This is a genomic window from Microbacterium ureisolvens, from assembly GCF_019511645.1.
Classification (GTDB): domain Bacteria; phylum Actinomycetota; class Actinomycetes; order Actinomycetales; family Microbacteriaceae; genus Microbacterium; species Microbacterium ureisolvens_A.
This window is the reverse complement of record NZ_JAEUAX010000004.1, coordinates 256,866-279,595: the sequence shown is the minus strand read 5'-3', so window position 1 is coordinate 279,595 and position 22,730 is coordinate 256,866. Positions and strand designations below refer to the sequence as shown.

At 71.1% G+C, this 22,730-nt stretch carries 24 protein-coding genes and 1 riboswitch; of the genes, 12 read left to right on the top strand and 12 right to left on the bottom strand.

Annotated elements, in window-relative coordinates:
• Nucleotides 1–21 precede the first annotated feature (21 nt).
• On the top strand, nt 22–633 hold the full coding sequence (locus tag JNB61_RS09835; RefSeq protein ID WP_220288182.1) for a GNAT family N-acetyltransferase: 612 nt from the start codon (nt 22–24) through the stop codon (nt 631–633).
• 3 nt (nt 634–636) lie between these two features.
• On the opposite strand, the gene JNB61_RS09830 is transcribed toward JNB61_RS09835, so the two are convergent.
• From JNB61_RS09830 to JNB61_RS09795, 8 genes are all read right to left on the bottom strand, one after another.
• The gene (locus tag JNB61_RS09830; protein ID WP_220339475.1) at nt 637–1,053 is read right to left on the bottom strand and encodes a protealysin inhibitor emfourin; all 417 of its coding nucleotides are present in this window, start codon (nt 1,051–1,053) and stop codon (nt 637–639) included.
• On the bottom strand, nt 1,031–2,101 hold the full coding sequence (locus JNB61_RS09825) for a M4 family metallopeptidase (protein WP_220339474.1): 1,071 nt from the start codon (nt 2,099–2,101) through the stop codon (nt 1,031–1,033). The genes JNB61_RS09830 and JNB61_RS09825 overlap by 23 nt, the downstream gene beginning before the upstream one ends.
• Nucleotides 2,102–2,160: 59 nt before the next feature.
• Complete coding sequence (locus JNB61_RS09820; RefSeq protein ID WP_220288179.1) at nt 2,161–2,958, bottom strand: ABC transporter ATP-binding protein; 798 nt, start codon at nt 2,956–2,958, stop codon at nt 2,161–2,163.
• Nucleotides 2,955–3,788 (bottom strand): ATP-binding cassette domain-containing protein, encoded by an 834-nt coding sequence (locus JNB61_RS09815; protein ID WP_220288178.1) that lies wholly within the window; start codon nt 3,786–3,788, stop codon nt 2,955–2,957. The genes JNB61_RS09820 and JNB61_RS09815 overlap by 4 nt, the downstream gene beginning before the upstream one ends.
• Complete coding sequence (locus JNB61_RS09810; RefSeq protein ID WP_220339533.1) at nt 3,785–4,645, bottom strand: ABC transporter permease; 861 nt, start codon at nt 4,643–4,645, stop codon at nt 3,785–3,787. Before JNB61_RS09810 ends, JNB61_RS09815 begins: the two co-directional genes overlap by 4 nt.
• A 116-nt stretch (nt 4,646–4,761) precedes the next feature.
• Nucleotides 4,762–5,712, bottom strand: coding sequence for an ABC transporter permease (locus tag JNB61_RS09805; protein WP_220288177.1), 951 nt, complete (start codon nt 5,710–5,712; stop codon nt 4,762–4,764).
• The gene (locus tag JNB61_RS09800) at nt 5,709–7,223 is read right to left on the bottom strand and encodes an ABC transporter substrate-binding protein (protein ID WP_220288176.1); all 1,515 of its coding nucleotides are present in this window, start codon (nt 7,221–7,223) and stop codon (nt 5,709–5,711) included. Before JNB61_RS09800 ends, JNB61_RS09805 begins: the two co-directional genes overlap by 4 nt.
• A gap of 166 nt (nt 7,224–7,389) precedes the next feature.
• On the bottom strand, nt 7,390–8,343 hold the full coding sequence (locus JNB61_RS09795; RefSeq protein WP_308291241.1) for an alpha/beta hydrolase: 954 nt from the start codon (nt 8,341–8,343) through the stop codon (nt 7,390–7,392).
• Nucleotides 8,344–8,410: 67 nt separating this feature from the next.
• Between JNB61_RS09795 and JNB61_RS09790 the strand changes: the two genes are divergently transcribed.
• The 4 genes from JNB61_RS09790 to JNB61_RS09775 all read left to right on the top strand — a co-directional run bounded on the left by JNB61_RS09790 (nt 8,411) and on the right by JNB61_RS09775 (nt 10,722).
• The gene (locus JNB61_RS09790; RefSeq protein ID WP_159845487.1) at nt 8,411–8,920 is read left to right on the top strand and encodes a carboxymuconolactone decarboxylase family protein; all 510 of its coding nucleotides are present in this window, start codon (nt 8,411–8,413) and stop codon (nt 8,918–8,920) included.
• Entirely contained in the window at nt 8,917–9,705 is a 789-nt protein-coding gene (locus tag JNB61_RS09785) for a tyrosine-protein phosphatase (protein WP_308291240.1), read from the top strand. The genes JNB61_RS09790 and JNB61_RS09785 overlap by 4 nt, the downstream gene beginning before the upstream one ends.
• A gap of 73 nt (nt 9,706–9,778) precedes the next feature.
• Nucleotides 9,779–10,255: an SIP domain-containing protein gene (locus JNB61_RS09780; RefSeq protein WP_220288174.1), complete on the top strand. Its 477-nt coding sequence runs from the start codon at nt 9,779–9,781 to the stop codon at nt 10,253–10,255.
• Between the two features lie 152 nt (nt 10,256–10,407).
• Nucleotides 10,408–10,722 carry a hypothetical protein gene (locus JNB61_RS09775; protein ID WP_159845483.1) on the top strand — a complete coding sequence of 105 codons (315 nt, stop codon included), beginning with the start codon at nt 10,408–10,410 and terminating at the stop codon, nt 10,720–10,722.
• 54 nt (nt 10,723–10,776) lie between these two features.
• On the opposite strand, the gene JNB61_RS09770 is transcribed toward JNB61_RS09775, so the two are convergent.
• The 4 genes from JNB61_RS09770 to JNB61_RS09755 form a co-directional block, all read right to left on the bottom strand.
• A complete protein-coding gene (locus JNB61_RS09770; protein WP_220288173.1) occupies nt 10,777–11,247 on the bottom strand; it encodes a Fe-S oxidoreductase in 471 nt (156 codons plus the stop codon).
• Nucleotides 11,244–12,194 carry an arginase family protein gene (locus tag JNB61_RS09765; protein WP_220339531.1) on the bottom strand — a complete coding sequence of 317 codons (951 nt, stop codon included), beginning with the start codon at nt 12,192–12,194 and terminating at the stop codon, nt 11,244–11,246. The genes JNB61_RS09770 and JNB61_RS09765 overlap by 4 nt, the downstream gene beginning before the upstream one ends.
• A 5-nt stretch (nt 12,195–12,199) precedes the next feature.
• Nucleotides 12,200–12,937: a PspA/IM30 family protein gene (locus JNB61_RS09760; RefSeq protein WP_056370369.1), complete on the bottom strand. Its 738-nt coding sequence runs from the start codon at nt 12,935–12,937 to the stop codon at nt 12,200–12,202.
• A 98-nt stretch (nt 12,938–13,035) separates the two neighbouring features.
• Nucleotides 13,036–15,057 carry a TPM domain-containing protein gene (locus JNB61_RS09755; RefSeq protein WP_220339472.1) on the bottom strand — a complete coding sequence of 674 codons (2,022 nt, stop codon included), beginning with the start codon at nt 15,055–15,057 and terminating at the stop codon, nt 13,036–13,038.
• Between the two features lie 254 nt (nt 15,058–15,311).
• Here JNB61_RS09755 and JNB61_RS09750 point away from each other — a divergent pair, with 254 nt between their 5' ends.
• From JNB61_RS09750 to JNB61_RS09720, 7 genes are all read left to right on the top strand, one after another.
• Entirely contained in the window at nt 15,312–16,154 is an 843-nt protein-coding gene (locus JNB61_RS09750) for a DUF3097 family protein (protein WP_220339471.1), read from the top strand.
• Between the two features lie 36 nt (nt 16,155–16,190).
• Nucleotides 16,191–16,937: a tRNA (guanosine(46)-N7)-methyltransferase TrmB gene (gene trmB / locus JNB61_RS09745; protein WP_374226637.1), complete on the top strand. Its 747-nt coding sequence runs from the start codon at nt 16,191–16,193 to the stop codon at nt 16,935–16,937.
• Between the two features lie 158 nt (nt 16,938–17,095).
• Nucleotides 17,096–18,310 carry an MFS transporter gene (locus JNB61_RS09740; RefSeq protein ID WP_222855339.1) on the top strand — a complete coding sequence of 405 codons (1,215 nt, stop codon included), beginning with the start codon at nt 17,096–17,098 and terminating at the stop codon, nt 18,308–18,310.
• Between the two features lie 30 nt (nt 18,311–18,340).
• Complete coding sequence (locus JNB61_RS09735) at nt 18,341–19,285, top strand: CPBP family intramembrane glutamic endopeptidase (RefSeq protein WP_220339470.1); 945 nt, start codon at nt 18,341–18,343, stop codon at nt 19,283–19,285.
• Between the two features lie 55 nt (nt 19,286–19,340).
• Nucleotides 19,341–19,405, top strand: a riboswitch (guanidine-III (ykkC-III) riboswitch).
• Nucleotides 19,406–19,414: 9 nt separating this feature from the next.
• Nucleotides 19,415–19,735, top strand: a complete 321-nt coding sequence (locus tag JNB61_RS09730; RefSeq protein WP_220339469.1) for a DMT family transporter — start codon at nt 19,415–19,417, stop codon at nt 19,733–19,735.
• A gap of 181 nt (nt 19,736–19,916) precedes the next feature.
• Nucleotides 19,917–21,536, top strand: a complete 1,620-nt coding sequence (locus JNB61_RS09725) for a M28 family peptidase (protein WP_220339468.1) — start codon at nt 19,917–19,919, stop codon at nt 21,534–21,536.
• A gap of 316 nt (nt 21,537–21,852) precedes the next feature.
• Nucleotides 21,853–22,686 (top strand): mechanosensitive ion channel family protein, encoded by an 834-nt coding sequence (locus JNB61_RS09720; RefSeq protein WP_220339467.1) that lies wholly within the window; start codon nt 21,853–21,855, stop codon nt 22,684–22,686.
• Nucleotides 22,687–22,730 lie beyond the last annotated feature (44 nt).

The following is a 22,730-nucleotide window of genomic DNA, read 5'->3' as shown; positions in this document are numbered from 1 at the left end:
GCAGACATCGAGGAGGAGCACATGCTCGAAGAGGAATACGAGAAGGACCGCCGCAAGCTGCCGCGCCACCTGCAGCGGCAGCCCGAGCCCGAGCGTCCCTTCTCGTTCACGATCCGTCCCGTCGAGGATCGCGACATCCCCGACATCCGCGAGATCTACAACTACTACGTCACCAACTCGGTCGTGACGTTCGACGAGGACGTCTGGTCGGTGGCGCAGTGGCGCAGGAAGCGCGACGGTCTCGCCAAGCAGGGGCTCCCGTTCCTGGTGGCGGAGTCGCCGTCGGGGCAGATCCTCGGCTACGCGCTCGTGCAGCCGATGTCGAGCAAGTCCGCATACCGGTTCTCGGTCGAGAACTCGATCTATCTCGGCCAGGCGGCCACGGGCAAGGGACTCGGCCGGGCCCTGCTCGAAGCGCTCATCGAGGCGTGCGAGGCCGTCGGCATCCGGCAGATGGTCGCGGTGATCAGCGACAAGGGCGCCGAGGGCTCGGTCGCCCTGCACGAGAAGCTGGGCTTCGTCGAGGTCGGGCGCATGGGGCGCGTGGGATTCAAATTCGGCCGCTGGCTGGGCACGATCTACATGCAGAAGGCTCTGAAGCCCGCGAAGAAGAAGGGCCTCTTCGCGCGCTGACCGTCAGCGGCCTGGCCTCGCGGAGCCGGAGCTCTGCCGGTTCCAGTCCCGCACTGCATCGACCAACTCGCGCCAGGCGCCCACCACCTCCTCGTCCGGAAGTTCGGCCTCGCGCGCATCCGCGCCGGACCACGTCGCGCGGATGAACCACACGAAACCGTCGGGCATCGGATCCCGGCGGCGTGTCGCCCCCCGCGCATCGGCGGGGGCATGGCCGGCGTCGTCGCCGGTCGCGGTGCCCGCCTCGCTCCACGGGCACCGGTCGATGAGCGTGATCCAGTCGGATGCCTCCGCCTCGGGCGGCTGCGCCGACCAGCGCCGCGTGATTCCGGCGATGCCGCCGGTGCGCGCGACGTCGACCTCGACCGCCGGCGGCGCGGCGGACGGTGTGGTCGGGTCAGGACTCGGCTTCTCGGTCATCCGGGATCACGCCGACGCTCGTCCACCCGGCGCGGACGGCGTCGACCTCCTCCGACTCCTCACCGTACTCCGCAGCCGCCGCGGCGAGGGTGGCGCGGGCGAACACGGTGAAGTCCGCGGTGGAGGGGAGCGTCCCCGACGTGAGCGCGCGGTACCAGATGAGGCCGGCACGCTCCCACGCGCGGCCTCCGAGCGCCTTCGCTGCGAGGTAGAACGCGTGGTTGGGGATTCCCGAGTTGATGTGAACACCGCCGTTGTCGTCGCGGGTCTCGACGTAGTCGCGCATGTGGGCCGGCTGCGGGTCCTTGCCGAGCACGTCGTCGTCGTACGCGGTGCCCGGTGCCTTGAGCGACCGCAGCGCGACGCCCTGCACGGCATCCGTGAAGATCCCCTCGCCGATGAGCCAGGTCGCCTCGTCGACGGTCTGCCCCTCCCGGTGCTGCTCGGCGAGTGCCCCGAAGACGTCGGCGATCGACTCGTTGAGCGCGCCCGACTGGCCGCGGTAGAGCAGCCCGCCCTCGTCCTCGATCACGCCGTGGGCGAGCTCGTGCGCGATGACGCTGAGCGATCGGGTGAAGCCGCGGAACACCTCGTCATCGCCGTCGCCGAACACCATGCGCTCACCGTTCCAGAAGGCGTTGTCGTAGTCGCGGCCGTAGTGCACCGTCGCCAGCAGCGAGCTGCCCGAGCCATCGATGCTGTCGCGCGCGTACGCGTCCCACCAGAAGTCGTACGTCGCGCCGAGCCCGTCGTACGCCTCGTCCACGGAGGCGTCGCCGGTCGCCGGGTCGTCCTCGCCGCGCACCCGCGTGCCCGGCAGCACCTCGCGGTGCTCGGCGTCGGAGATCTCGCGGTCGGGCGCCGGCGTCGCCTCCGCGACGAGCGTGCCGGGCTCCTGGATCGACAGACGGAGGCGAGAGCGCACCGGACGGTAGTCGCGCGGCGCCGTGAGGGTGCGTTGCGCGGCCTCGGCCGCTCGAGCCCAGTTCTCCTCCTGCACGGCGGCGATGCGGGCGAGCAGGTACGGGGGGACGATTCCGGGGCTCATGCTCCGAACTTATCGGCGGCCTCCGACGACGCTGGTCGCCTCGCCGCCGCCGGAAGGGGTCAGGACGAGCCGGCGTCGATGACGGGGATGGATGCCAGCAGGCGTCGCGTATAGGACACCTGGGGCTGCAGCAGCACCTTCTCGGTCGGGCCCTCCTCGACGATCCGGCCGTCCTTCATGACGACGACCTCGTCGCACAGGTTCTGAACGACGCCGATGTCGTGCGATACGAGCAGGAGAGTCAGCCCGTCGCGCTCTCGCAGCTCGCCGAGCAGCTCGAGGATCTGCGCACGCACCGTGACGTCCAGCGCCGACAGCGGCTCGTCGCCGACGAGCAGGCGCGGGCGGTGCACGATCGCCCGCGCGAGGGCGATGCGCTGCCGTTGGCCGCCCGAGAACTCGTGCGGGAAGCGGTCGGCCATGTCGGCCTCGAGGCCGACGTCCCTGAGCACCTCTCGCACGCGCGCGCGGCGGTCGCCGCCGATGCCGAGCGCCCACAGCGGCTCGCCGACGATGCGGCCCACGCTCATGCGCGGGTCGAGCGACGCATAGGGGTCCTGGAACACGATCCCCGTCTGCCGTCGCAGCCAGTGCAGCGAACGCGCGGAGACCTCTGCGTCGACCGCTTGGCCGTCGAACTCCACGGTGCCCGCGGAGGGCGTGTCGAGCGCGAGCAGCAGTCGGACGAGTGTCGACTTGCCCGAGCCCGACTCGCCGATGAGCCCGACCGCCGAGCCTTCGCGCACGTCGATGTCGGCGTCCTCGAGCCCCGTCGTGTACGACCGCTTCTCGAACAGCTGCGTCTTCGGGGCGGGATAGCGGCGCGTCAGCCCTCGGCCGCGGACGAGCAAACTCATTCCGCACCCCCTTCGGAGGCGTCGCCCCAGACCCCCGACGCGGAACCGCGATCCTCCGGCCGCCACAGCGTCGCCGTCGCGTCACGCAGCAGCTCCTGGGTCACGACGGATGCCGGAGCCGACAGCAGCCGGGACACCGGAGCCGCCTCGACCACGCGTCCCTGTTCGAGCACCACACCGTGCGTCGCGATCTGAGACAGCACCGCGAGATCGTGGGTGATGAAGACGAGCGACATGCCGTCGTCACGCGCGAGCGACAGCAGCAGCTCGAGGATCTCTGCCTGGATCGTGACGTCGAGCGCCGTCGTGGGCTCGTCGGCGATCAGCAGCCGAGGCCTGCAGGCGAGCGCCATCGCGATCGCGACGCGCTGGCGCTGGCCGCCCGACAGCTGGTGCGGGTACCGCGCCACGATGCGCTGCGGATCGGGGAGGGCGACACGGGATGCCTCCGCGACCGCGCGGGCGGCGGCATCCCGCTTCGACAGGCCTTCGTGGATGCGGATCGACTCCGCGATCTGGCGGCCGACGGTGCGGATCGGGTTGAGCGCCGTGCGCGGCTCCTGGAAGACGATGCCGATCTCGTCGCCGCGGAGCTCCGCCAGCTCCGCCTCCGAGAGCCCCAGGATCTCCTGCCCGTTCCAGCGCACGCTCCCCGACGCCGCCGCACCGTCGGGGAGGAGCCCCAGGATCGCGAGGGCGGTGAGCGACTTGCCCGAGCCCGACTCCCCGATGAGTCCGATGCGCGCGCCGTCGGGCACCGCGAACGACACGCCGTCGACGACGCGGCGGTCGCCGATGTCGATCGCGAGGTCGGTCACCTCGAGACTCATGAGACCACCTCCGGGATGTGCAGGCGCGCACGTCGGGTCGCGAAGGGGCTGCGCGACAGGGTCGGGTCGGTGGCCTCGCGCAGGCCGTCGCCGAGGAGGTTCAGCCCCAGCACCGTGATCGTGATGGCGAGTCCCGGCCACACCACCGACAGCGGGTGCACGGCGATGAACTGCTGCAGCTGCGCCAGCAGCAGTCCCCACGACGGCTCGGTCACCGGCGCGCCGAATCCGAGGTACGACAGGCCGGCCTCGGCGAGGACGGCGACCGCCATGCCCCACGACAGCTGCACGATGAACACCGGCGCGACGTTGGGAAGGAGGTGCCGCCACAGGTTCTGCGCGGGCGTGAGGCCGGACGCGCGCCCCGCGAGCACGAAGTCGCTGTGCAGCACGCGGCGCAGCTCCGGCCGCGTGACCCGGGCGATGTTCACGCCGAAGCCGATGCCGACAGCCCAGATGACGACCCAGAGCGATCCGCCCCACACCGCCGAGATCATCATCGCGATGATCAGCACGGGGAACGCGATGAGGATGTCCACGAACACCGCCACCGACTCGCGCACCCACCGCGCGGTGAGGGCACCGAGCGCGGCGAGTGCGATGCCGATGATCGTCGCGATCACGCCGGCGCCGATCGCGACGAACACGGTGGTGCGGGCGCCGGCCATCAGCAGGCTGAGGATGTCGCGGCCCGAGCCGTCGGTGCCGAGCAGGTGCGGCCAGCTCGGCAGCGCCCAGCGGTTCGCGATGTCGACCTTCTGCGGGTCGAACGGCGTCCAGAAGCGGGCGACGATCGCCGTGAGGCCGACGACCGCGACCACGATGAGCCCGAAGCGTCCGGTGGACAGCGCCCACAGCCGCGCGAGCCACGCCCATCGCGACCGGCGTCGCGGTGCGGGAGGCGCCGGGGGCGCAGCATCCGCTCCCGCCAGGCTCTCCGGCGCGTCCCCGCTCCTTGAGCTCGTCGAAGGGCTCACGACGCCTCCCGCTGCCGGGGGTCGATGACGCGGTGCACGAGGTCGACGACGAAGCCGACGATGAGCACGAAGCCGGTGAGGGCGAGGAGCTCGCCCTGCACCTTCGGCAGGTCGCGCGCGGCGACGTCGGCGACGAGCATGCGGCCGATGCCGGGGAGGGAGAACAGCTGCTCGATGACGACGGCGCCCACGATGATGCCCGCGACCTGCAGGCCGAGCACCGTGATCACCGACAGTCCGACCACCGGCAGGCCGTGACGGATGAGCGCCTGGTCCCGCGTGAGTCCCTTCGCCGCGGCGGTGCGCACGAAATCCTGCCCGACGGCCTGCAGTGTCGCACTGCGCACGAACCGCAGCAGCATGGCGCCCTCGACGATGCCGATCGTGAGGGCGGGGAGGATGAGCGAGCGCAGCGCCGCCCACGGATCGCTCCACCCCGACCGGGGGAAGCCCTGCGCGGGGAGCCAGCCGAGCCACACCGCGAAGACCACGACGAGCATCATGCCCGCCCACACCACGGGTACCGCGGCGAGGGTCTGCGCGCCGACGCTGAGTCCGGTGCCCGAGGCGCGCCCGCGCCGCATCGCCGAGAGCACGCCGAGCGGCACGCTGATCACGACGGCGATGGTCAGCGACAGGATGCCCAGCGGCACGGTCACCTCCGCCTTCTGGGCGAGTTCGTCCACGACGCTCGTGCCCGTCAGCAGCGACGTGCCCAGGTCGCCGCGGAACAGCCCGCCGATCCACGAGAGGTACTGCTCGGGGAGCGGGCGGTGAAGGCCCAGCCGCTCCCGGATGGCGTCCTGCTGCTCAGGGGTGGACCCCACACCGGCGATGAGGTGCGCGATGTCGCCGGGGAGCACCCGGAGGGTGACGAAGATCAGCACGCTGGCGACGAGAAGCCCGAGCAGGAGCAGGGCGAATCGGGTCAGCGTGTACCGGATCACCCGTTGCTCTTGGCGATCTCGGCTGCGTCGAGCCGCTCGTTCACGTTGACGGTGGGCATGCCCGAGACGTTGCTCCCGATCGCGACGACGGAGGCTCCGTTGTACAGCCAGTCGGCGGCCGCGTCCTCCGAGACGATGCGGGCCGCCTGCGTGAGCAGGTCCGCGGCCTCGGACTCGTCGGTCGCGGCGAGCGACTGGGCGTACAGCTCCTGCACCTCGGGGTTGTCATAGGTGAAGTAGTAGTCGGGGTTCGCCCAGTTCTCGAAGTCGCGCGCCTCGGTGTGCAGCACGAAGCTCAGGTCGTAGTCGTGATTGGTGTAGACGTCCGTGAGCCACGTGGTGAAGTCGACCGAGTCGACGTCGAGGGTGATGCCGACCTCGTCGAGGTCCGACACCAGGATCTGCGGAATCGTCGTCGAGTAGAAGCTCGGGATGGTCAGCGTGAGCTCGAGGCCGTCCTCGTAACCGGCCTCCGTGAGCAGCTCCCTCGCGGCCTCGGGGTCGTACGGCACGACGTCCGCCAGATCCTCGTAGCCGGGGTCGAGCTCGGGGATCGGTCCGTACTGGGTCTGCCCCGACCCGAGCGCCTCGATGATCGCGTCGTGGTCGATGGCCTGGCGGATCGCCTGCCGCACGCGCTGGTCGGCGAGCGGGCCCGACGACTGGTTGAACGCGAGCGTGCCCTTGTCGGTGGACTGGCCGAGCACGAGGGCGAAGTCGCCGCCCGCCTCGACCTGCTCCTTCAGGTTCGCGTCGAAGCCGGTCAAGACGTCGACCTCGCCGGCGAGCGCCGCGTTGAGCGCGGCCTGGTTGTCGGGGATGTACTCGAACACGACCTCTGCGGCGCCGGCCGCGTCGCCCCAGTAGGCGTCGTTGCGCGCGAACGTGATGCTGTCGCCCTGGCGCCATTGGGTGAGGACGAACGGACCTGTGCCGTTGGCCTTGGTCTTGTAGTCGACGGTGTCACCCTCCTTGAGGATGATGCCCGCCCGGCCGGTGAGGTTCCACAGCAGGCTCGAGTCCGGCTCGCTGAGGGTGAGCGTGATGTCCTGGCCCTCGGCGGCGATCGAGGTGACGTTCGCCAGACGCGCCGAGTCCCGCCACTCGGGGGTGTCGCGCCGCGTCGTGAGCGACCACACGACGTCCTGCGGGGTCAGCGCCTGGCCGTCGTGGAACGTCACGCCCTCGCGGAGCGTGAAGGTGTAGGTGAGGCCGTCGGGGGAGACGGTCCAGTCGCTCGCGAGCGCGGGGACGATGTCCTGCTCGGGCGTGCGCGCGACAAGGCCCTGGTAGATGTTGTCGACGAGGATCTGGTCGAGCGCCGATCCCGCCGTCTCCCGGATGTCGAGATTGCTGGGCTCGAGCACCAGCCGGATCGCGACCGAAGCGTCGGGATCGGGCTCGCCGGGCGTCGTCGGCGCAGCGCTTCCGCCGCCACTGCTGCAGGCGGTGAGGGCGAGCAGACCGGCGGTCAGCAGCGACGCTGCGGCGAGGGCGGTGCGACGGAGCATGAAGGTCCTTTCGGGGTGCGTCCCAGGTGCGGGGCGAGGCGCCGGGCTGCCGTGGGGGTCGGGGCTGCCGGTGGGTATCAGCCTAGGGATATCGCCGAGGCTCGCGGCAACCCGGTACCCGGAACGCAACAGAAGCGTTAATGCTTCCCGACCGGCGCCGCAGCTCTCAATCGGCGGCGAGCATCGCCCGCAGTCGCGCCCCCAGCTCGAGCGGGATCTCCTCCTGCACGTTGTGCCCCGACGGGACGACGGAGACGGATGCTGAGGGCACCCGTCGGGCGAATTCCGCGGCGTCGCGCTCCGTGACGTAGCCGCGGTCGCCGCGCAGGAGCGTCGTCGGGGCGGCGACCGCGGTGAGGTCCTCCCACCCCGACTCGCCGAGCACCGAGGCGACCGCGTCCTGTCCCTCGGCGGGCACAGCGGCCGTCGGCACAGCGGACGCGGCATTCGCCAGGCGCGCGAAGTGGTGCTTCCACTCGACGCGGCCGTCGGGGCGGATCCGGGAGTTGAAGAAGACGCCGCGCTCGGCCTTGCGGCGGGTGCCGCCGCCGAGCCCGAACGCGAGTGCACGGTCGACGAGCTGGTCGCGCGACGCCCAGTCGACCGGGCCCGCGAAGAAGTCGCGGATCTGCCTCGCCCCCGCATTCGGGTCGAGGCCCGGTGTGATGTCGATGACGACCAGCTCGCGCACCAGGTCGGGCCGGGATGCCGCGACGGCCGCCGCCGTCAGCCCGCCGAGCGACTGCCCCACCAGCAGCTGCGGGGCGTTCGTCCAGGCGTCGATGCCCGCGGCGACGTCGGGCGCGAGGACGCGCGCGACGTATGCCGCGTCGTCCCGCCAGGACGAATCCCCGTGGCCGGGAAGGTCGATCGCGAGCGCGGGAAGGCCGAGCGCGAGGATCGTGGTGTCCCACGTGTGGGCGTTCAGGCCCGCGCCGTGGAGGAACGTCACCACCGGCTCGGAATCGGGGGAGTCCGCCGGCGTGTAGCGCAGCGCACTCAGGATGCGTCCGTCGGCGAGTGTCAGCGACAGTCGCTCGCCGCGAGGGGCGAGAGCATGGATGCCGGCCTCCGCAGCCTGCTCGGGAAGGAACGAGAACTCGTCGATGGGGTCGCTCACCCGCTCATCATGCCCCACCCGCGAGACGCCCGGCCCCGGGCGAGCGTGCCGTGGGTAGTCTGGCGTCATGACGGCAGAACACCGCGTGCACCTCTCGCGAGCGGCGCGACCCGCCTATCAGGCGCTCTCGGCTTTCTCGAAGACCGTGGGCGGCATCGCCGCCGAGAACGGCATCGACGACCGGCTGAAGGAACTCGTTCAGATCCACGCGTCGCAGCTCAACGGGTGCGCGTACTGCGTGAGGGTGCACGTGGAGCGGGCGCTCGCCGCCGACGTCACAGCCGACGACATCGCGCAGCTGCCGGTGTGGCGTGAGTCCGGCGTGTTCTCCGACCGGGAGCGCGCGGGCCTCGAGCTCGCCGAGGCGTATGTCTACATCCACGAGGACGGCATTCCCGACGACGTCTACAACCGTATCGGCGGGGTGCTGAGCGAGAACGAATACGTCGCCCTCAGCTGGATCCTGGTATCGATCAACGCGTTCAACCGGATCGCCATCGCGGGCCGGTACAGCACGCCGCCCCGCGACGATCTCGTCGGCGAAGACAAGGACGCCGCCGCGGGCGCGGCGTGGTGACGGACGATCCACTGCCGACCGCCCCGGGCGAACCTCCCGACCCGGCGGATCCGGGCCGCGTCACGCTCTCCGACCCCGTCGTCCCCGGCGCCGTGAACCTGCGCGACGTCGGAGGGCTGCGCGCGGGGACGACGATGACGCGCTACGGCGTGCTGTTCCGGTCGGGAAACCTGGCACGGCTCGGCGCGAAGGGCGGAAAGGCCCTGGCCACCCTCGGCCTGCGCCGCATCATCGATCTGCGCGCCGACGACGAGGTCGCCCGCGAACCCAGTCGCATCAGGGGGCTGGACGTCGTCACGCAGCGGGTGCCGCTGTTCCTGGGCTCCGTGGACTCGTTCTTCCGCGACGACCTCAGCCTCGACGAGATGTACCGCCTCATCGTCGACGAGTCGTCGGACGGCGTCGTGGCGGTCGTGCGGGGCATCCTGGCCGATCAGCCGGCCCTCGTGCACTGCACCGCCGGCAAGGATCGCACCGGCGTCACCGTCGCGCTGACGCTGGCGGCGGCGGGCGTCGATGCCGATGAGGTCGTTGCCGACTACGCGCGCACGGAGGCGCTGCTGCCGGCGCGACGCAATCGCTACGTCGTGGCACTGATCCGATCCATGCATCCCCGCGCGGTGAACGTCGAGGATCTCGTCGCGCGCTCTCCGGCCCCGGTGATGCAGGCGCTCCTGGCCGACATCGATGAGCGGTACGGCTCGGCAGCCGAGTATCTGCGCACGCACGGGCTCGCCGACGACGAGATCGCCGAATTGCGCCGCGTGCTGCTGCGCGACCCGTAGGGACGAGGCATCCATTTTCACGGTCCGTAATGAGGTAAGGCAACCCTTCGTCAGCGGTTATAGTGGAGGGGTCATGGTCCAGAACATCCAGCCTCAGAGTGCCGCGCACAACGCGTCGGCGTGCCGGGCATCGCGCCACACGCGCGTCCAGCACCTGATCACGGCCGACGAGTCGTCGCTGGCCGAACTCGAGGCCGTGCTCGCGACGCTGCCGATCTGCTCGACGGGCCGGGTCTTCATCGAGATCCCCGATGCCTCGTGGCTCGCCGCGATCACCGCGCCCAGCCGCATGGTCGTGACGTGGCTCGACCGCTCGCGGCGCTCAGGCGCCCCCGGCACCGGCCGCGGGTGCGCCCCGGGCGAGGCGCTGACGCGCGCTGTCACCGCGTGGGCCGACGAGATGCTGTGCGCCGACGGCGACGAGACCCGCATCCACTTGCTGGGCGGCTATCTCGGCACCGCCGACATCGTCGACCACCTGGTTCAGCTCGGCATCAGCACGGATGCGATCCACACCCCCGCGCAGTACGGCCTCGCCACCGCGCGCTGACACCCCCGTCCCGTTCTCTCCGACGACGCAGGCTGTGCGCGACCCTAGGTATCGAGTCGGTACTTGCCCCAATTGACGGTGCGCCGGTCGAGGAGTTCGCTGGCGGCGGGTGGGCTCGACGCCCGCCCGTTCTCACTGGGAAGGGGCGCATCATGCGCAGGAAGATCATGCTGGGCATCGCGGTGGGGGCCGTGATCGCGCTCGGCTCGGCAGGCGGGGCATTCGCGGGCGAGATCAACGGCAATGGAGATCCGACTCCGGCCCGTGACAACGCCCGCTCGCTCTGTGTGTTCTCCGGTCTCGAGGACTTTGACCTCGAGGAGCCGGTCAGCCCGGGCACCGTCCAGAACTGGGGCACGGTCCCGAAGGAGCTGCGTGACCAGGTCAGCGTTCATGGCGCTGCGCAGGTCGACCTGTTCGGCTTCGAAGAGGGGTGCAACGCACACCTGTACCCGAACGGCGGTTGAGCGCCGCGGCGCGGCCGGGTGCTCTGCCGGCACTCCGGCCGCTCAACGCTCGGGTCAGGCGGCGCGCCGCGTCGCGCCGCGGGGAACGTAGTTGCCGTCTTCGAGTCCGGCCTCGATCTCGAACCGGTTGCGCAGCGGATTGCGCCCGGCCAGCAGATAGAGCACGGGCATGAGCAGTCCGTAGCGCTGCCATTGGCGCTTATGCACCGCCTCGTGCCGAAGCAGCGAGTCGGTGATGCGTCCGTCGCCGGTGAGGAAGCATCCGCCCACGCATGAGCCGCCGCGCGGGAAGGTCCAGCGCGGCATACCCGAGAACACCCACAGGCCCTCGCGCTTGTGGACGGGCCCCGTGCTCCAGAGCGTTCCCCAGACCCACCCGACGGCAGAGCCGTACCAGTACCCCACCCTGCTGACGGGTGAGTCGAGCAGGAACGAGGGGATGGCGGCGTCGATGCGCCGCCCCCGGATCACGGCGCGCTCGGCGGCGGCGCGCCATCCTGCGGGCGGCGTCGGGATGGGACTCACGCCAGCGCCCCGATCACCCGGAGGATCGCGCCCAGGTCGTCGGTGGCCGCCGCGAGGGACGCGGGGGAGTAGCCGGCGAGGGACGCCCCGACCAGAGGCACGCGCTCGCGCAGGCGCGCGACAGCGGCGGTGAGCTCGGCCACAGTGACTCCGAAGGGCTCGGGGTGAGCGTTGCCGGCGATCTCGGCCGGGTCGAGCGCGTCGATGTCGACGTGAATGTACACCGCGTCCGCGCCGGTCGCGAGCACGGCGTCGGCGAGGGCGTCGGCGTCGCGCAGCGCGTCCACCGTGAGGGCCGCGATACCGAGATCCGACACGACCTCCAGCTCGGGATCGTCGAACGAGCGCGCCCCGCCGACGATCACCCGCTCGGCGGCGATCGTGCCCGCAGGCAGCGCCAGACCGGGGTCGCCGTCGCCGATCACGGCGCGCAGCGCCATGCCGGCGAACGCGCCCGACGGCGACGAGTCCGGCGAGTTGAGGTCGGGATGCGCGTCGATCCAGACGACCGCGAGCCCCGGGGAGCGCCGGGCGGCGTGGGCGATCGGCGCGAGGGCGACGCCGCAGTCTCCGCCGATGGTGAGCACGGGCTCGTCCGGCGCGGCGGCGTCGTGAGCGTCGAGCGCCTGCGCGACCATCCCGCGCACGCGCTGCAGTGCGCTGAGACGGTGGATGCCGGTACCCAGCGACTCGCCGGCTTCCATCGGAACCTCGAGCACGGTGGTGGACGCCCGCGGCAGGTCGCCTGCGATCGCCTGGGCGCCGTCGATGAGCTGCATCGCGCGGGAGGACGGGCTTCCCTGCCACTGCGGGACCACGAGGTAACGCGTCATCTCTTCATCTTCGCGCAGACCGCGGGCCGCGGCATCCGTCCCGCCCCTCGTTCGCTGGAGGCATACGCGAGGGGCGCCGGATCCCTGCGGACCCGGCGCCCCTCGAGCGAGCAGTGGGCTCAGTTCTCGATCGCGGCCTGCACCGGAGCACCGGACTTGAGCGCGGCGAGACGCGCCTCGACCTCGGTCAGCTCGCCGACGTCCTCGAGGGCGTTGAACTGCGCGTCGAGGGTCGACGCGGCCAGTTCCTGCTTGCCGGCGGCAAGGGCCTCCTGGCGGCGCACCTTGTCTTCGAACCGGCCGAGCTCGCTCGTCGGGTCGAGCACGTCGATCGACTTGACGGCGTCGTGCACCTTGTTCTGGGCCTCGGCGGTCTTGGCACGGGCGAGAAGCTCGGAGCGCTTGGCCTTCAGCTGCTCCAGCTTCTGCTTCATGCCATTGAGGCCCTCCTTCAGCTTGTCGACGACCTCGTTCTGCGTTGCGATGGTGGGCGCGATCGCCTTGGCCTCGTTCTCCTCGCTGATCTGTCGCTGCAGCGCGATCTTGGCGAGGTTGTCGAACTTGTCGGCGTCGGTGGTGTTGCCGGTCTTGCGCAGCTCGTCGGCCTTGCGGCTGGCGGCGAGGGCCTTGTTGCCCCACTCGGCCGCCGCCTGCACGTCCTCCTGGTGGTCGCGCTCGAGCAGGCGCAGGTTGCCGATGGTCTCGGCGATCGCCGACTCGGCGTCGGCGATGGAGTTGGTGTAGTCGCGGACGAGCTGGTCGAGCATCTTCTGCGGGTCCTCGGCGGAGTCGAGGAGTGCGTTGATGTTGGCCTTCATGAGGGTCGAGATGCGACCGAAGATGGACTGCTTCGCCATCGGATTTCCTTCCTATCGGACTTCAGTACTGGGTCGGTGAGTCTGGTGTGGAGATGGATGCCGCGGCTGCTGCGCGCTGACGGCTCCACGTGTTCGAGTCAGAAGCGGCCACCTCCTCGACGGGCGCGCGTGCCGCCGCCTCCGAAGCTACCGGGTCGCATGCCTCCCGACGAGCGCCCGCCGCCGCCGCCCAGCATGCCTCCGAGGCCGCCCCCCAGCCCGCCGGACGAGCGTCCGCCGCCCAGCACGGAGTTGAGCACGATGCCTCCGAGGACGGCGCCGAGCATGCCCCCGCCCCCGCCCTGCGGCGCGCCACCGAACATGCCGCCCGCGCCGGCGTCGAACGCGCCGACGTCGTTCTGGGCGAGCTGGATCGCCTGGCCGGCGAGCTGGTCGGCGCGCTGCGCCTGCTGCATCGCCTGCTGCGGATCGCTCGCCTGCAGCGCATGGGCGCGTGCGAGCGAGGCGCCCGCCTCGGCAAGGCGCGTCCGCGCCTGGGCCCCGACCGCGCCGCGCCGCGCCGTGATGTAGTCCTCGGCAGCCGATACCTGGGCCTGCGCCTGCATCATGACCTGGCCGACCATCTGCCGGGCGCGCTGCGCCTGGGCCTCGGCATCCCGCACGCCCTGCACGAGCGCGTCGATCTGCGCGTTCGCCGCCTCGAGGCTCTGCAGGGCGGCGAGCGGACGCTTGGCGGTGCCGGTCAGCTGGCCGCGCGCGGCGTCGAGCTGCTGCCGCGTCGACGCGATCACGCCTGCGATCCGCCCGTCGGCGTCGGGGAGCGCCGATGCCACGGCGATGTCGGACTCGAGTTCGGTGACCAGGGCCGCCGCGCTGCGCTCACCCTCGGCGAGGTCTGTCGCGAGCTTGTCGACGGCGTTCTCGAGCAGCGTCGCCTGGCCGACCGCCTCTTCGGCGGCCCGGATCCCGACGGCGGCCTCGCCCCCGTCTCCCGCGCCGATCGCGGCCTGTGCGGCAGCGAGCTGCTCGTCGGCGAAGGCGAGGCGCTGCCGTGCCTGGTCGGGATTGTCCACCACGGTCGCGAGGGCCTCCGGTGCGTACGCCGTCTGCAGGCTCTGCAGCCGCGACGCCGCCTGGCCGAGCGATGCCTCGGCCTTCATCTTCGCGTCGTGCACGCGGGCGAGTGCCTCGGGAGCGTTCTGCTCGAGCTTGCGCAGCTCGTCGAATGCGGCGGCCTTCTCGTCGAGCAGTGCGTTGGAGGCCTCGCACAGCGCGATGATGCGCTCGTTCCATGCCCGCTTTTCCTGTTCGGAGTCGGGGATGTGGTCGTCGAGCTTCTGCTTGAGCCCGAAGGCCTCGTCGAGGCTCTGCTGCGCGGTCGCGATCGCCGCCTCGAACTCGGTCGTCGCGGCATCTCCGAACTGCGCCTTCGCGAAGCCGAGCTCCTGCGCGCTCGTCTTGAGGGCGTCGTCGGTCTCGACGAGCAGCGATGACGCGCGTCTCTCGAGTTCCTCGATGGTCGGCTGCGGCGGGCCGGCGGGGCCGGCCGTCACGGCACCTGTCCTGCGGCGACGCAGGAACATCACGAGCAGCACGAGGCCGACGCCGACCACGACGATCACCAGCAGCCAGGTGAACCACCCGCTGCCGCCCGAGTCGGCGCCCGGGGTGCCGCTGCCGCCGCCGGCGGCGTCGGTGATGCCGTCGGCCGCCGCGTCGACGGCTCCCAGCCAGTCGTCCTGACGGAGGGCGGGCTGGATCTGCTGCTGTTCGATCGCGGCGAGCTGATCCCCGGTGAGCGGGCCGGACGAGTCGCCCGACAGGTAGTACTGGCGGCCCTCGGTCGAGATGGCGAGGAGATACTGGGTCGGTCCGAGCCCGTTGTCGTCGGCGGTCTGGTTCGCCCATTCGGCGGCGTCCGCGGGCTCGGAGAACTGCTCCACGTACACGACCCACAGATCGAGTCCGGTGTCGGTCCTGAGCTGCTCCAGACGGCTCTGCGCCTCGGACTCCTCTTCCGGCGACAGGACGTCGGCGTCATCGAGCACGTAGCCCGAGCCGAGCGTGACCGGGGCAGTGGCGAGCGCCGCCCCGCCGCCGATCGCCATGACCGCGACCACCGCAGCGGACGCCAGCGCTGCAGCCCAACGCGGTCGCATCGATCCCCCCTCTGGGACTCGGGTTCCCCCTGCCGCGAGTCTATTCAGCCGCGGGGATACGACGATAGCCCACGGCCCCGTCGCCGCATGTGTGTTCGCCGAGAACGTACGTCCGGCGTCGATTGCGCGTCCCCCCTCGGCAGTGAGGACGGAGGACGGATGCTGCGGCCGCAGGCGCTGGGCCCGGTGAGATGCGGGTCGCTGCCCGGCCGGACGCGGGCGGGCGGGTAGCCTGGCCGATCCGGAGGAGGACCATGGACGATCGCTACGGCGCCGATGTGCTGGCCACGGGCTGGAAGGGCCACGGGGTGCGGGAGCTCCCGCGGGTCGCGGCATCCCGCGACCTCGTCGTCGAGGTGGCCGACGACGGCTTCTGCGGCGCCGTCGTCGGTGCGTCCGGCGGCATGGTCGAGCTCGAGGACCGCCTCGGCCGCCGGCGCCTGTTCCCGCTCGGCGCGGGATTCCTCATCGACGGCAAGGACGTGGTGCTCGGCCCACCGGCACCGGCCGCGGCGCCCACCGGTCCGAAGCGCACGGCTTCCGGCTCGTTCGCGACGGCCGATTCGCGTGCGCGCGTCGCGCGGGCGAGCCGCATCCTGGTGGAGGGCCGGCACGACGCCGAGCTCGTCGAGAAGGTGTGGGGCGACGACCTCCGCGAGGAGGGCGTCGTCGTCGAGTACCTGCAGGGCATCGATCTTCTCGACGCCGCGCTCGACGAGGAGCCGCCCTCGGCCGACCGCCGCTACGGCGTGCTCGTGGACCACCTCGTACCCGGCTCGAAGGAGTCGCGCATCGCCGACGCGATCGCCCGAGGCCGCCACGGCACGCATGTGCTCATCGTCGGCCATCCCTGGATCGACGTGTGGCAGTGCGTCACGCCCCGCGCCGTGGGCATCGAGCGCTGGCCCGAGGTGCCGCGTGGCATCGAGTTCAAGGTGGGCGTGTGCCGGGCGCTCGGCTGGCCCGCGCGCGACCAGGCCGACATCGCCCGTGCCTGGCAGCGCATCCTCTCGTCGGTGAAGTCCTATCGCGACCTCGAGCCCGCGTTCCTCGGGCGCGTCGAGGAGCTCATCGACTTCGTCACCGTCCCGCAGTAACCCGTCGGCGTCCCCGGCCCTGGGTAGCCTGGAGGGGTGACGAACGCTGCCACGCCTGCGCCCGAGCCCCGCACCTTCCGCGAGAGGCCCGTGTCGTTCGTGCGGCGCAGCGGACGCATGTCCGACGCCCAGGAGCGCGCGTGGAGCGTGCTCGCGCCGCGCTACGTGATCGAGGTGCCGCGGGACCGCGCGGCCACCAGCATCCTGCCGGACTCGGCGATCGATCCCAGGGCGGTGTGGGGGCGCGACGCTGCGCTCGTCGTGGAGATCGGCTCCGGTCAGGGGCATGCGATCGTGCATGCCGCGACTTCCCGCCCCGACGCGGACTTCCTCGCGATCGAGGTGTTCCGGGCCGGACTCGCCCGCACCATGCTCGATGCCGACCGGGCGGGGGCACGCAACCTCCGCCTCGTCGAGGCGAACGCTCCCGAGGTGCTGCAGCACCTGCTGCCCGCAGCATCCGTCGACGAGCTCTGGATCTTCTTCCCCGACCCGTGGCACAAGAAGAAGCACACGAAGCGGCGCCTGGTCGCGGAGGGCTTCGCTGCGATCGCCGCGGGCGTGCTGAAGGACGGCGGGATGCTGCGGCTCGCGACCGACTGGGAGGACTACGCGCTGCAGATGCGCGACGTCATGGCGGCCGCGCCGGACTTCGAGGCGACGTTCGAGGGGGAGTGGGCGCCGCGCTTCGACGGCCGAGTGCTGACCGCGTTCGAGCGCAAGGGCGCTCGCGTGGGACGCGACATCCGAGATCTGTCGTACCGCCGCGTCGCGAGGTCATGAGCGGATCCACCGGACCCGCCACCGGCCCGGTCCCGCTGCCGGGACCCACGCCCGACGCGGCGCGCGAGCCGGAGACGGAGCCCGCGCCCGGCACGGTGCCCCGGTCGAGCCGCGACCCCTGGCGGTTCGTCAAGCCCCTCGGCCACCGCGACTTCCGGATGCTGTTCGGCGCCGTGGTGCTGTCGATCTTCGGCGCCGGCATGTGGGCGGTCGTCATGGTCTACACGGTCATCGGTGCGGGCGGCGGACCGGTCGAGCTCTCCGCCGTGGCGGCGGCGAACGCCGTGGGGCTCCTCGTGTGTGCGATCCCGGGCGGCATCGCGGCCGACCGCGTGCCGCGCCGGCTGCTGCTGCGCATCGTGGAGCTCGTGAACCTGCTCGCCATCACGTCGGTGGCTGTGGCGGGCGTGTTCGGCGCGGTGACGATCCCGCACCTCGCGGTCGTGGCTTTCGTGATGGGCGCCGGCGCGGGCTTCTTCTTCCCCGCGTACAGCGCGATCCTGCCCCGCATCCTGCCGCCCGCGCAGCTGCTCGCCGCCAACGGCCTGGAGGGGGCCATCCGACCCGCGCTGCAGCAGGCTGCCGGCCCCGCAGCGGCCGGCGTCATCGTCGCGGCGGTGCTCGCGCCCGCGCACGCCGCGTGGGCAGTGGTGGCCGCCCACGCACTGGCGTTCGTGCTGCTGCTGTTCGTGCGCCCCGAGCCGCCCGCCGCGGCGGGGGAGCAGCACGAGGCGCCCGACGGAGTGCGCGGCGTGCTCCACGACCTGCGCGAGGCCGTGGGGTTCACCGTCCGCACGCCGTGGCTGCTGTGGACCCTTCTGTTCGCGACCGGGTGGGTGCTCGTGTTCGTCGGCCCCGAGGAGGTGCTGCTGCCATTCGTCACGCGGGATCGCATCGGCGAGGATCCGCGTCTGTTCGGCTTCCTCCTTGCGATCTACGGCATCGGAGGGGTGCTCGGCTCCATCGTGGTGTCGTCGATGAAGCTGCCGCGCCGGTACCTGACGGTCATGATGGGCGTGTGGGGCGTGAGCACGCTCCCCTTCGCCGTGGTCGGCGTCACGCGCCAGTACTGGCTGATGGCGCTGTGCCTGTTCCTGGTCGGCTTCGGCTTCAGCTACGGCAACGTGATCTGGGGCACGCTCCTCCAGCGCCGCGTCCCCCGGCACATGCTCGGGCGCATCTCGAGTCTGGACTTCTTCGTCTCGCTGGCACTCATGCCGCTGTCCATGGCGCTCGCCGGGCCCCTCGCCGAGGTCGTGCCGATCGAGGCCATCTTCCTCGCGGCGGGGGTGATCCCGCTGATCCTCGGCGCGCTCGCGTACGTCGTCGCGCGCATGTCCAAGGATGAGATCGACCACCCGCTCGACCACTGACCCCATCCGAGCCGACCGGAGCCGCCGCGCATGCCCGCACATCCCGACGCCCCGCCCGCGCCGGCCGTCCGCACGTGGTCGTGGGGCCTGGCTCCCGCCCTGCTCGTCTGCCTCGCCGCCCCGGCGTTCTTCGTGGTGCGGGTGCCGTGGCTCGGGTGGGTGCTGCTGGCGGCGGGCCTTGCGGTCGCGCTGCTGACGGAGCGGACGGATGCTGCCGCGCGGCGTTCGGCCGCCGCCAGAGCGCACGACAGCACGCAAGCGGCGCAGGACCCGGCGCTGTCGCGCGGTCTCGCCGCGGCAGCCGGCATCCGTCCTCCCTCACTCGTGCGCGACCTCTCGCTGATCGCCGTGGGCCTGCTCATCGTGAGCGCGATCCCGCTCAAGGCCGAGCTCGACAACCTCGCGATCCTGCGGTTCGCGATCGCGCTCGGCGGTGCCGTCGCCGTGCCCTACGTGATCTCGCGCTGGGCGTACCGCGACCGGGCGATCCGCTTTCCGTGGCGCGGCGGCGGCCGGTGGACGCGCTTCCAGTGGACCTGGCTCATCGCCGTGCTGCTGCTCGGCTGGCTGATCCTGCCCTTCTACTTCATCACCTCGGGCGTCTATCTCAACTGGCCGGTCGTCGACACCCCAGAGCTCATCGCGCGCCTGTTCGTCGGGGTCGGTGCCGTCGGGATCTGGGACGAGCTGTTCTTCATCTGCACGTGCTTCGCCCTGCTGCGGCGGCACTTCCCGTTCTGGCAGGCGAACCTCCTGCAAGCCGTCGTGTTCGTGTCCTTCCTGTGGGAGCTCGGCTATCAGGCCTGGGGGCCGCTGCTCACCATCCCGTTCGCGCTTCTGCAGGGCTTCATCTTCATGAAGACGCGCTCGCTCGCCTACGTCGTCACGGTGCACCTGCTCTTCGACGCCGTGGTCTTCCTCGTGCTCGTCCACGCGCACAATCCGGGCATGCTCGACGGGCTCTTCCTGGTCTGACTTCCGCTGCCGGGGTGTGCCCAGCGCGTGCCCAGGGAGAGCGGCTAGGGTGGGCAGCGGATCCCCGACCGGATCCCCGGACGACGGATCAGTACCCGGTACGCGACAAGACTGGCCAGGAGCACAGTCATGTCGTGGGTCATCCTCATCGTTTCCGGCATCCTCGAGGCCGTCTGGGCCACGGCTCTCGGCAAGACCGAGGGCTTCACGAAGCTCTGGCCGTCGGTGATCTTCGGGGTCGCGCTCGTCGCCAGCATGGGCGGACTCGCCTGGGCGATGCGCGACATCTCCACCGGCACCGCGTACGCGGTGTGGGTCGGCATCGGTGCATCTCTGACCGTCGCCTACGCGATGACCACCGGCGACGAGGCGTTCTCGCTGATCAAGGTGCTCCTCATCCTCGGCCTCGTCGGCTGCGTCGTCTGCCTGAAGCTCGTCGGCCACGAGTGACCTCGGAGGATGGATGCCGCCACCCGGCGCAGTCGCAGGGTGGCAGCATCCGCTCCGTCCTCCACCGAAGATGAGAGCTCGATGAAAAAGCCGGGTCACGGTCTGGAACGCGTAGCCGGCGTGTGTGAGCATCCCCGCAGGAGGCCGGCGACAGAGGGGTTGCCGGCGGAGAGGCACGACCATGCCCATGAGAACCAGGCGCGCCTGGGCCATCGCCACCGCGGTCGCCCTGACGTCCACCGTCGCACTGACCGGACCCGCATACGCGGCGCCGAACAACAACTCGGTGCAGAAGATCGAGAAGGCCGTGACGCTCGAGGGGGTGATGTCACACCTCGAGGCGCTGCAGGACATCGCGGACCAGTACGGCGACCGGGCTGCGGGCCGGCCCGGCTACCGGGCCTCGGTCGACTACGTCGTCGGCCAGCTCACCGCGGCCGGGTACACGCCCACCGTGCAGGAGTTCATGTTCCCGTATGTCGACGACAACAGTGAGCTCATCCGGGTCTCGCCGCAGCCGACGACATTCGTCAACGGCACGGACTTCCTGCGCAACGAGTTCGACAGCGGCTCGCCCGAAGGCACGGCGACGGGCTCTCTCACCCCGGTCGGGCTGGTGATCCCCGCGGCCGCGCTTCCGCCGAACAGCAACACGAGCGGCTGTGAGCCCGCGGACTTCGCCGGCTTCCCTGTCGGCGCTGTCGCCCTGCTTCAGCGCGGTTCGTGCGGCTTCGCGGTCAAGGCCCTCAACGCACAGGCGGCAGGGGCGTCGGCGGCGATCATCATGAACGAGGGGCAGCCCGCGAGCCCCGGCGTCGCCGACCGCACGGGACTCATCCGAATGATCGGCGATGCGACGGGGCTCACGATCCCCGTCGTGGCGGTCACGTCGGCTGTCGGCGAGAACCTCGCATCCACGCCCGGCGCCACCGTCACTGTCACCGTCGACTACGACAGCGAGCAGCGCCCCGTCTGGAACGTGCTCGCCGAGACGGCGACCGGCAACGACGACAACACCGTGATGGCCGGTGCGCACCTCGACAGCGTGCAGGACGGCGCGGGCATCAACGACAACGGCTCGGGAAGCGCGTCGCTGCTGGAGACGGCGATCCAGATGAGTAAGACGAAGCCGAACAACACCGTGCGCTTCGCGTGGTGGGGTGCCGAAGAGGAAGGGCTGCTCGGCTCGGAGCACTACGTCGGCGCACTGTCGGATGAGGAGCTCGCGGACATCGCGCTCTACCTCAACTTCGACATGATCGCGTCGCCGAACTACATGTTCGGCATCTACGACGGTGACAACTCGGGCGGCACGGCGGCGCCGGGCTTCATCCCCGAGGGCTCCGCCGAGATCGAGGACGTGTTCGAGGCGTTCTACGACGGCCGCGGGCTGCCGTCCCAGGACAGCGAGTTCTCGGGACGCTCGGACTACGGGCCCTTCATCGCCGAGGGCATTCCGGCGGGCGGCCTGTTCACCGGCGCCGAGGTGCCCAAGACGGCCACCGAGGCGGCGCTCTACGGCGGCGTTCCGGGGGCCCCGTACGACCCGTGCTACCACGACCCGTGCGACAACCTCACGGGTGCGGGCCAGGACACGGCGCTCTACGACGCGCTCCGCGAGGACTACGACCTCGTCGGCAACATCAACACGTTCGCGCTCGACGTGAACGCGGACGCCGTCGCCGCGGCGGTGATGACCTTCGCGTTCGACACCTCGACAGTGAACGCCGTCAGTGCTCCCGGCAAGTCGCACGGTGCGGGCAGGAGCATGGACGCATTCACGGATCGCGCCGCGCAGTGATCGACGGATGCTGCGCCCCGCCGACTCGGCCGGGGCGCAGCATCCCTCACCTTCAACCTCACGTCGAGATGACTTCTTCGTGAACTCTTGACGACGGGGCCCCTGAGGAGGACATTCGATCTTGCGAAGAGAAAACAGAAACGTAGGAACCGAAAGGGACCCGGAACACAGAAACCCCTTCGCATTGACGATCCCCCCGGCGCTTCGGCACCGAGGGGATCATCGCTGTGAGCCCGACGTCGTCGGGGCTCTCGTCCGAAGCCGGAGCCCCGGCGAGGCGTGCGCGGCTGCCACGCCCCGCTCGTATTCTGACGACGTGGATTTCAGCCAGTTCCTGAGCACGCCGATCACGTGGTGGCAGGTGCTGTGGGCGATCGTCGCCCTGCTCGCCGGGTGGATCGCGTCGCGCATCGCCAAGCGCACCGTGACCGACCTCATGCGGCACGTCCCCACGGCGACGCCGGCCGCGACGCGGTTCGCCGCCCGCTTCGCGCAGTACACGCTGCTGCTGGTCGGCTTCGGGCTCGCGCTCGCGTTCCTCGGGGCCAACGTGCAGCCGGTGCTGGCCGTGGTGATCGTGCTGGTCGTCGTCGCGGCGCTCGTGCTCAGAGGCGTCGCCGACAACTTCGCCGCGAGCGTGCTCATCGCCACGCGAAAGCCCGTCATGGTCGGCGAGGAGATCACCGTCGAAGGACCGGACGGCAAGCCGCTCACCGGCACCGTCATCGAGCTCAACTCCCGTGCAGTGGTGTTCGCCACACCCGACGGGCGCACCGCCCACGTGCCGAACTCCAAGCTCCTCGCCGAGACCCTCGTCAACAACTCCCGTCACGGCGGCAGACGGAGCGAGGTGCAGGTGCGCGTGGAGCGCTCCGGCACGGCGGTCGACGAGGTCGTGGGGGCGCTCGTCGAGTCCGCTGCCGCCGTGGAAGGGGTGCACGCCGATCCGGCGGCCGGCGTGCTCGTCACCGCCGTGTCGGCGACGCGCATCACCGGACGCGTGCTGTTCTGGCACGACGCGGCGCAGGGCCTCGCCGTCACGTCGGACGTGGTGACCGCTCTCACGGCGGGGCTGGCGCAGCACGGGTGGTCGTCGACGGTCACGAGCGAGGCGGTCGCGCCGCCGCTCGTGCCGGGCGATCCCGTCTGACGCCGCGCATCCGTGCCAAGGTGGAGTCGACTGAGGCCCCACGT

Excerpts from the sequence above, each read along its gene's own strand:
- JNB61_RS09835 (WP_220288182.1), top strand. The coding sequence starts at position 22 with ATGCTCGAAGAGGAATACGAGAAGGACCGCCGCAAGCTGCCGCGCCAC.
- JNB61_RS09820 (WP_220288179.1), bottom strand. The coding sequence starts at position 2,958 with ATGAGTTTGCTCGTCCGCGGCCGAGGGCTGACGCGCCGCTATCCCGCC.
- JNB61_RS09780 (WP_220288174.1), top strand. The coding sequence starts at position 9,779 with ATGGTCCAGAACATCCAGCCTCAGAGTGCCGCGCACAACGCGTCGGCG.
- JNB61_RS09755 (WP_220339472.1), bottom strand. The coding sequence starts at position 15,057 with ATGCGACCGCGTTGGGCTGCAGCGCTGGCGTCCGCTGCGGTGGTCGCG.
- JNB61_RS09730 (WP_220339469.1), top strand. The coding sequence starts at position 19,415 with ATGTCGTGGGTCATCCTCATCGTTTCCGGCATCCTCGAGGCCGTCTGG.
- JNB61_RS09760 (WP_056370369.1), bottom strand. The coding sequence starts at position 12,937 with ATGGCGAAGCAGTCCATCTTCGGTCGCATCTCGACCCTCATGAAGGCC.
- JNB61_RS09775 (WP_159845483.1), top strand. The coding sequence starts at position 10,408 with ATGCGCAGGAAGATCATGCTGGGCATCGCGGTGGGGGCCGTGATCGCG.
- JNB61_RS09790 (WP_159845487.1), top strand. The coding sequence starts at position 8,411 with ATGACGGCAGAACACCGCGTGCACCTCTCGCGAGCGGCGCGACCCGCC.
- JNB61_RS09735 (WP_220339470.1), top strand. The coding sequence starts at position 18,341 with ATGCCCGCACATCCCGACGCCCCGCCCGCGCCGGCCGTCCGCACGTGG.
- JNB61_RS09740 (WP_222855339.1), top strand. The coding sequence starts at position 17,096 with ATGCTGTTCGGCGCCGTGGTGCTGTCGATCTTCGGCGCCGGCATGTGG.
- JNB61_RS09750 (WP_220339471.1), top strand. The coding sequence starts at position 15,312 with ATGGACGATCGCTACGGCGCCGATGTGCTGGCCACGGGCTGGAAGGGC.
- JNB61_RS09825 (WP_220339474.1), bottom strand. The coding sequence starts at position 2,101 with ATGAGCCCCGGAATCGTCCCCCCGTACCTGCTCGCCCGCATCGCCGCC.
- JNB61_RS09830 (WP_220339475.1), bottom strand. The coding sequence starts at position 1,053 with ATGACCGAGAAGCCGAGTCCTGACCCGACCACACCGTCCGCCGCGCCG.
- JNB61_RS09800 (WP_220288176.1), bottom strand. The coding sequence starts at position 7,223 with ATGCTCCGTCGCACCGCCCTCGCCGCAGCGTCGCTGCTGACCGCCGGT.
- JNB61_RS09725 (WP_220339468.1), top strand. The coding sequence starts at position 19,917 with ATGCCCATGAGAACCAGGCGCGCCTGGGCCATCGCCACCGCGGTCGCC.
- JNB61_RS09815 (WP_220288178.1), bottom strand. The coding sequence starts at position 3,788 with ATGAGTCTCGAGGTGACCGACCTCGCGATCGACATCGGCGACCGCCGC.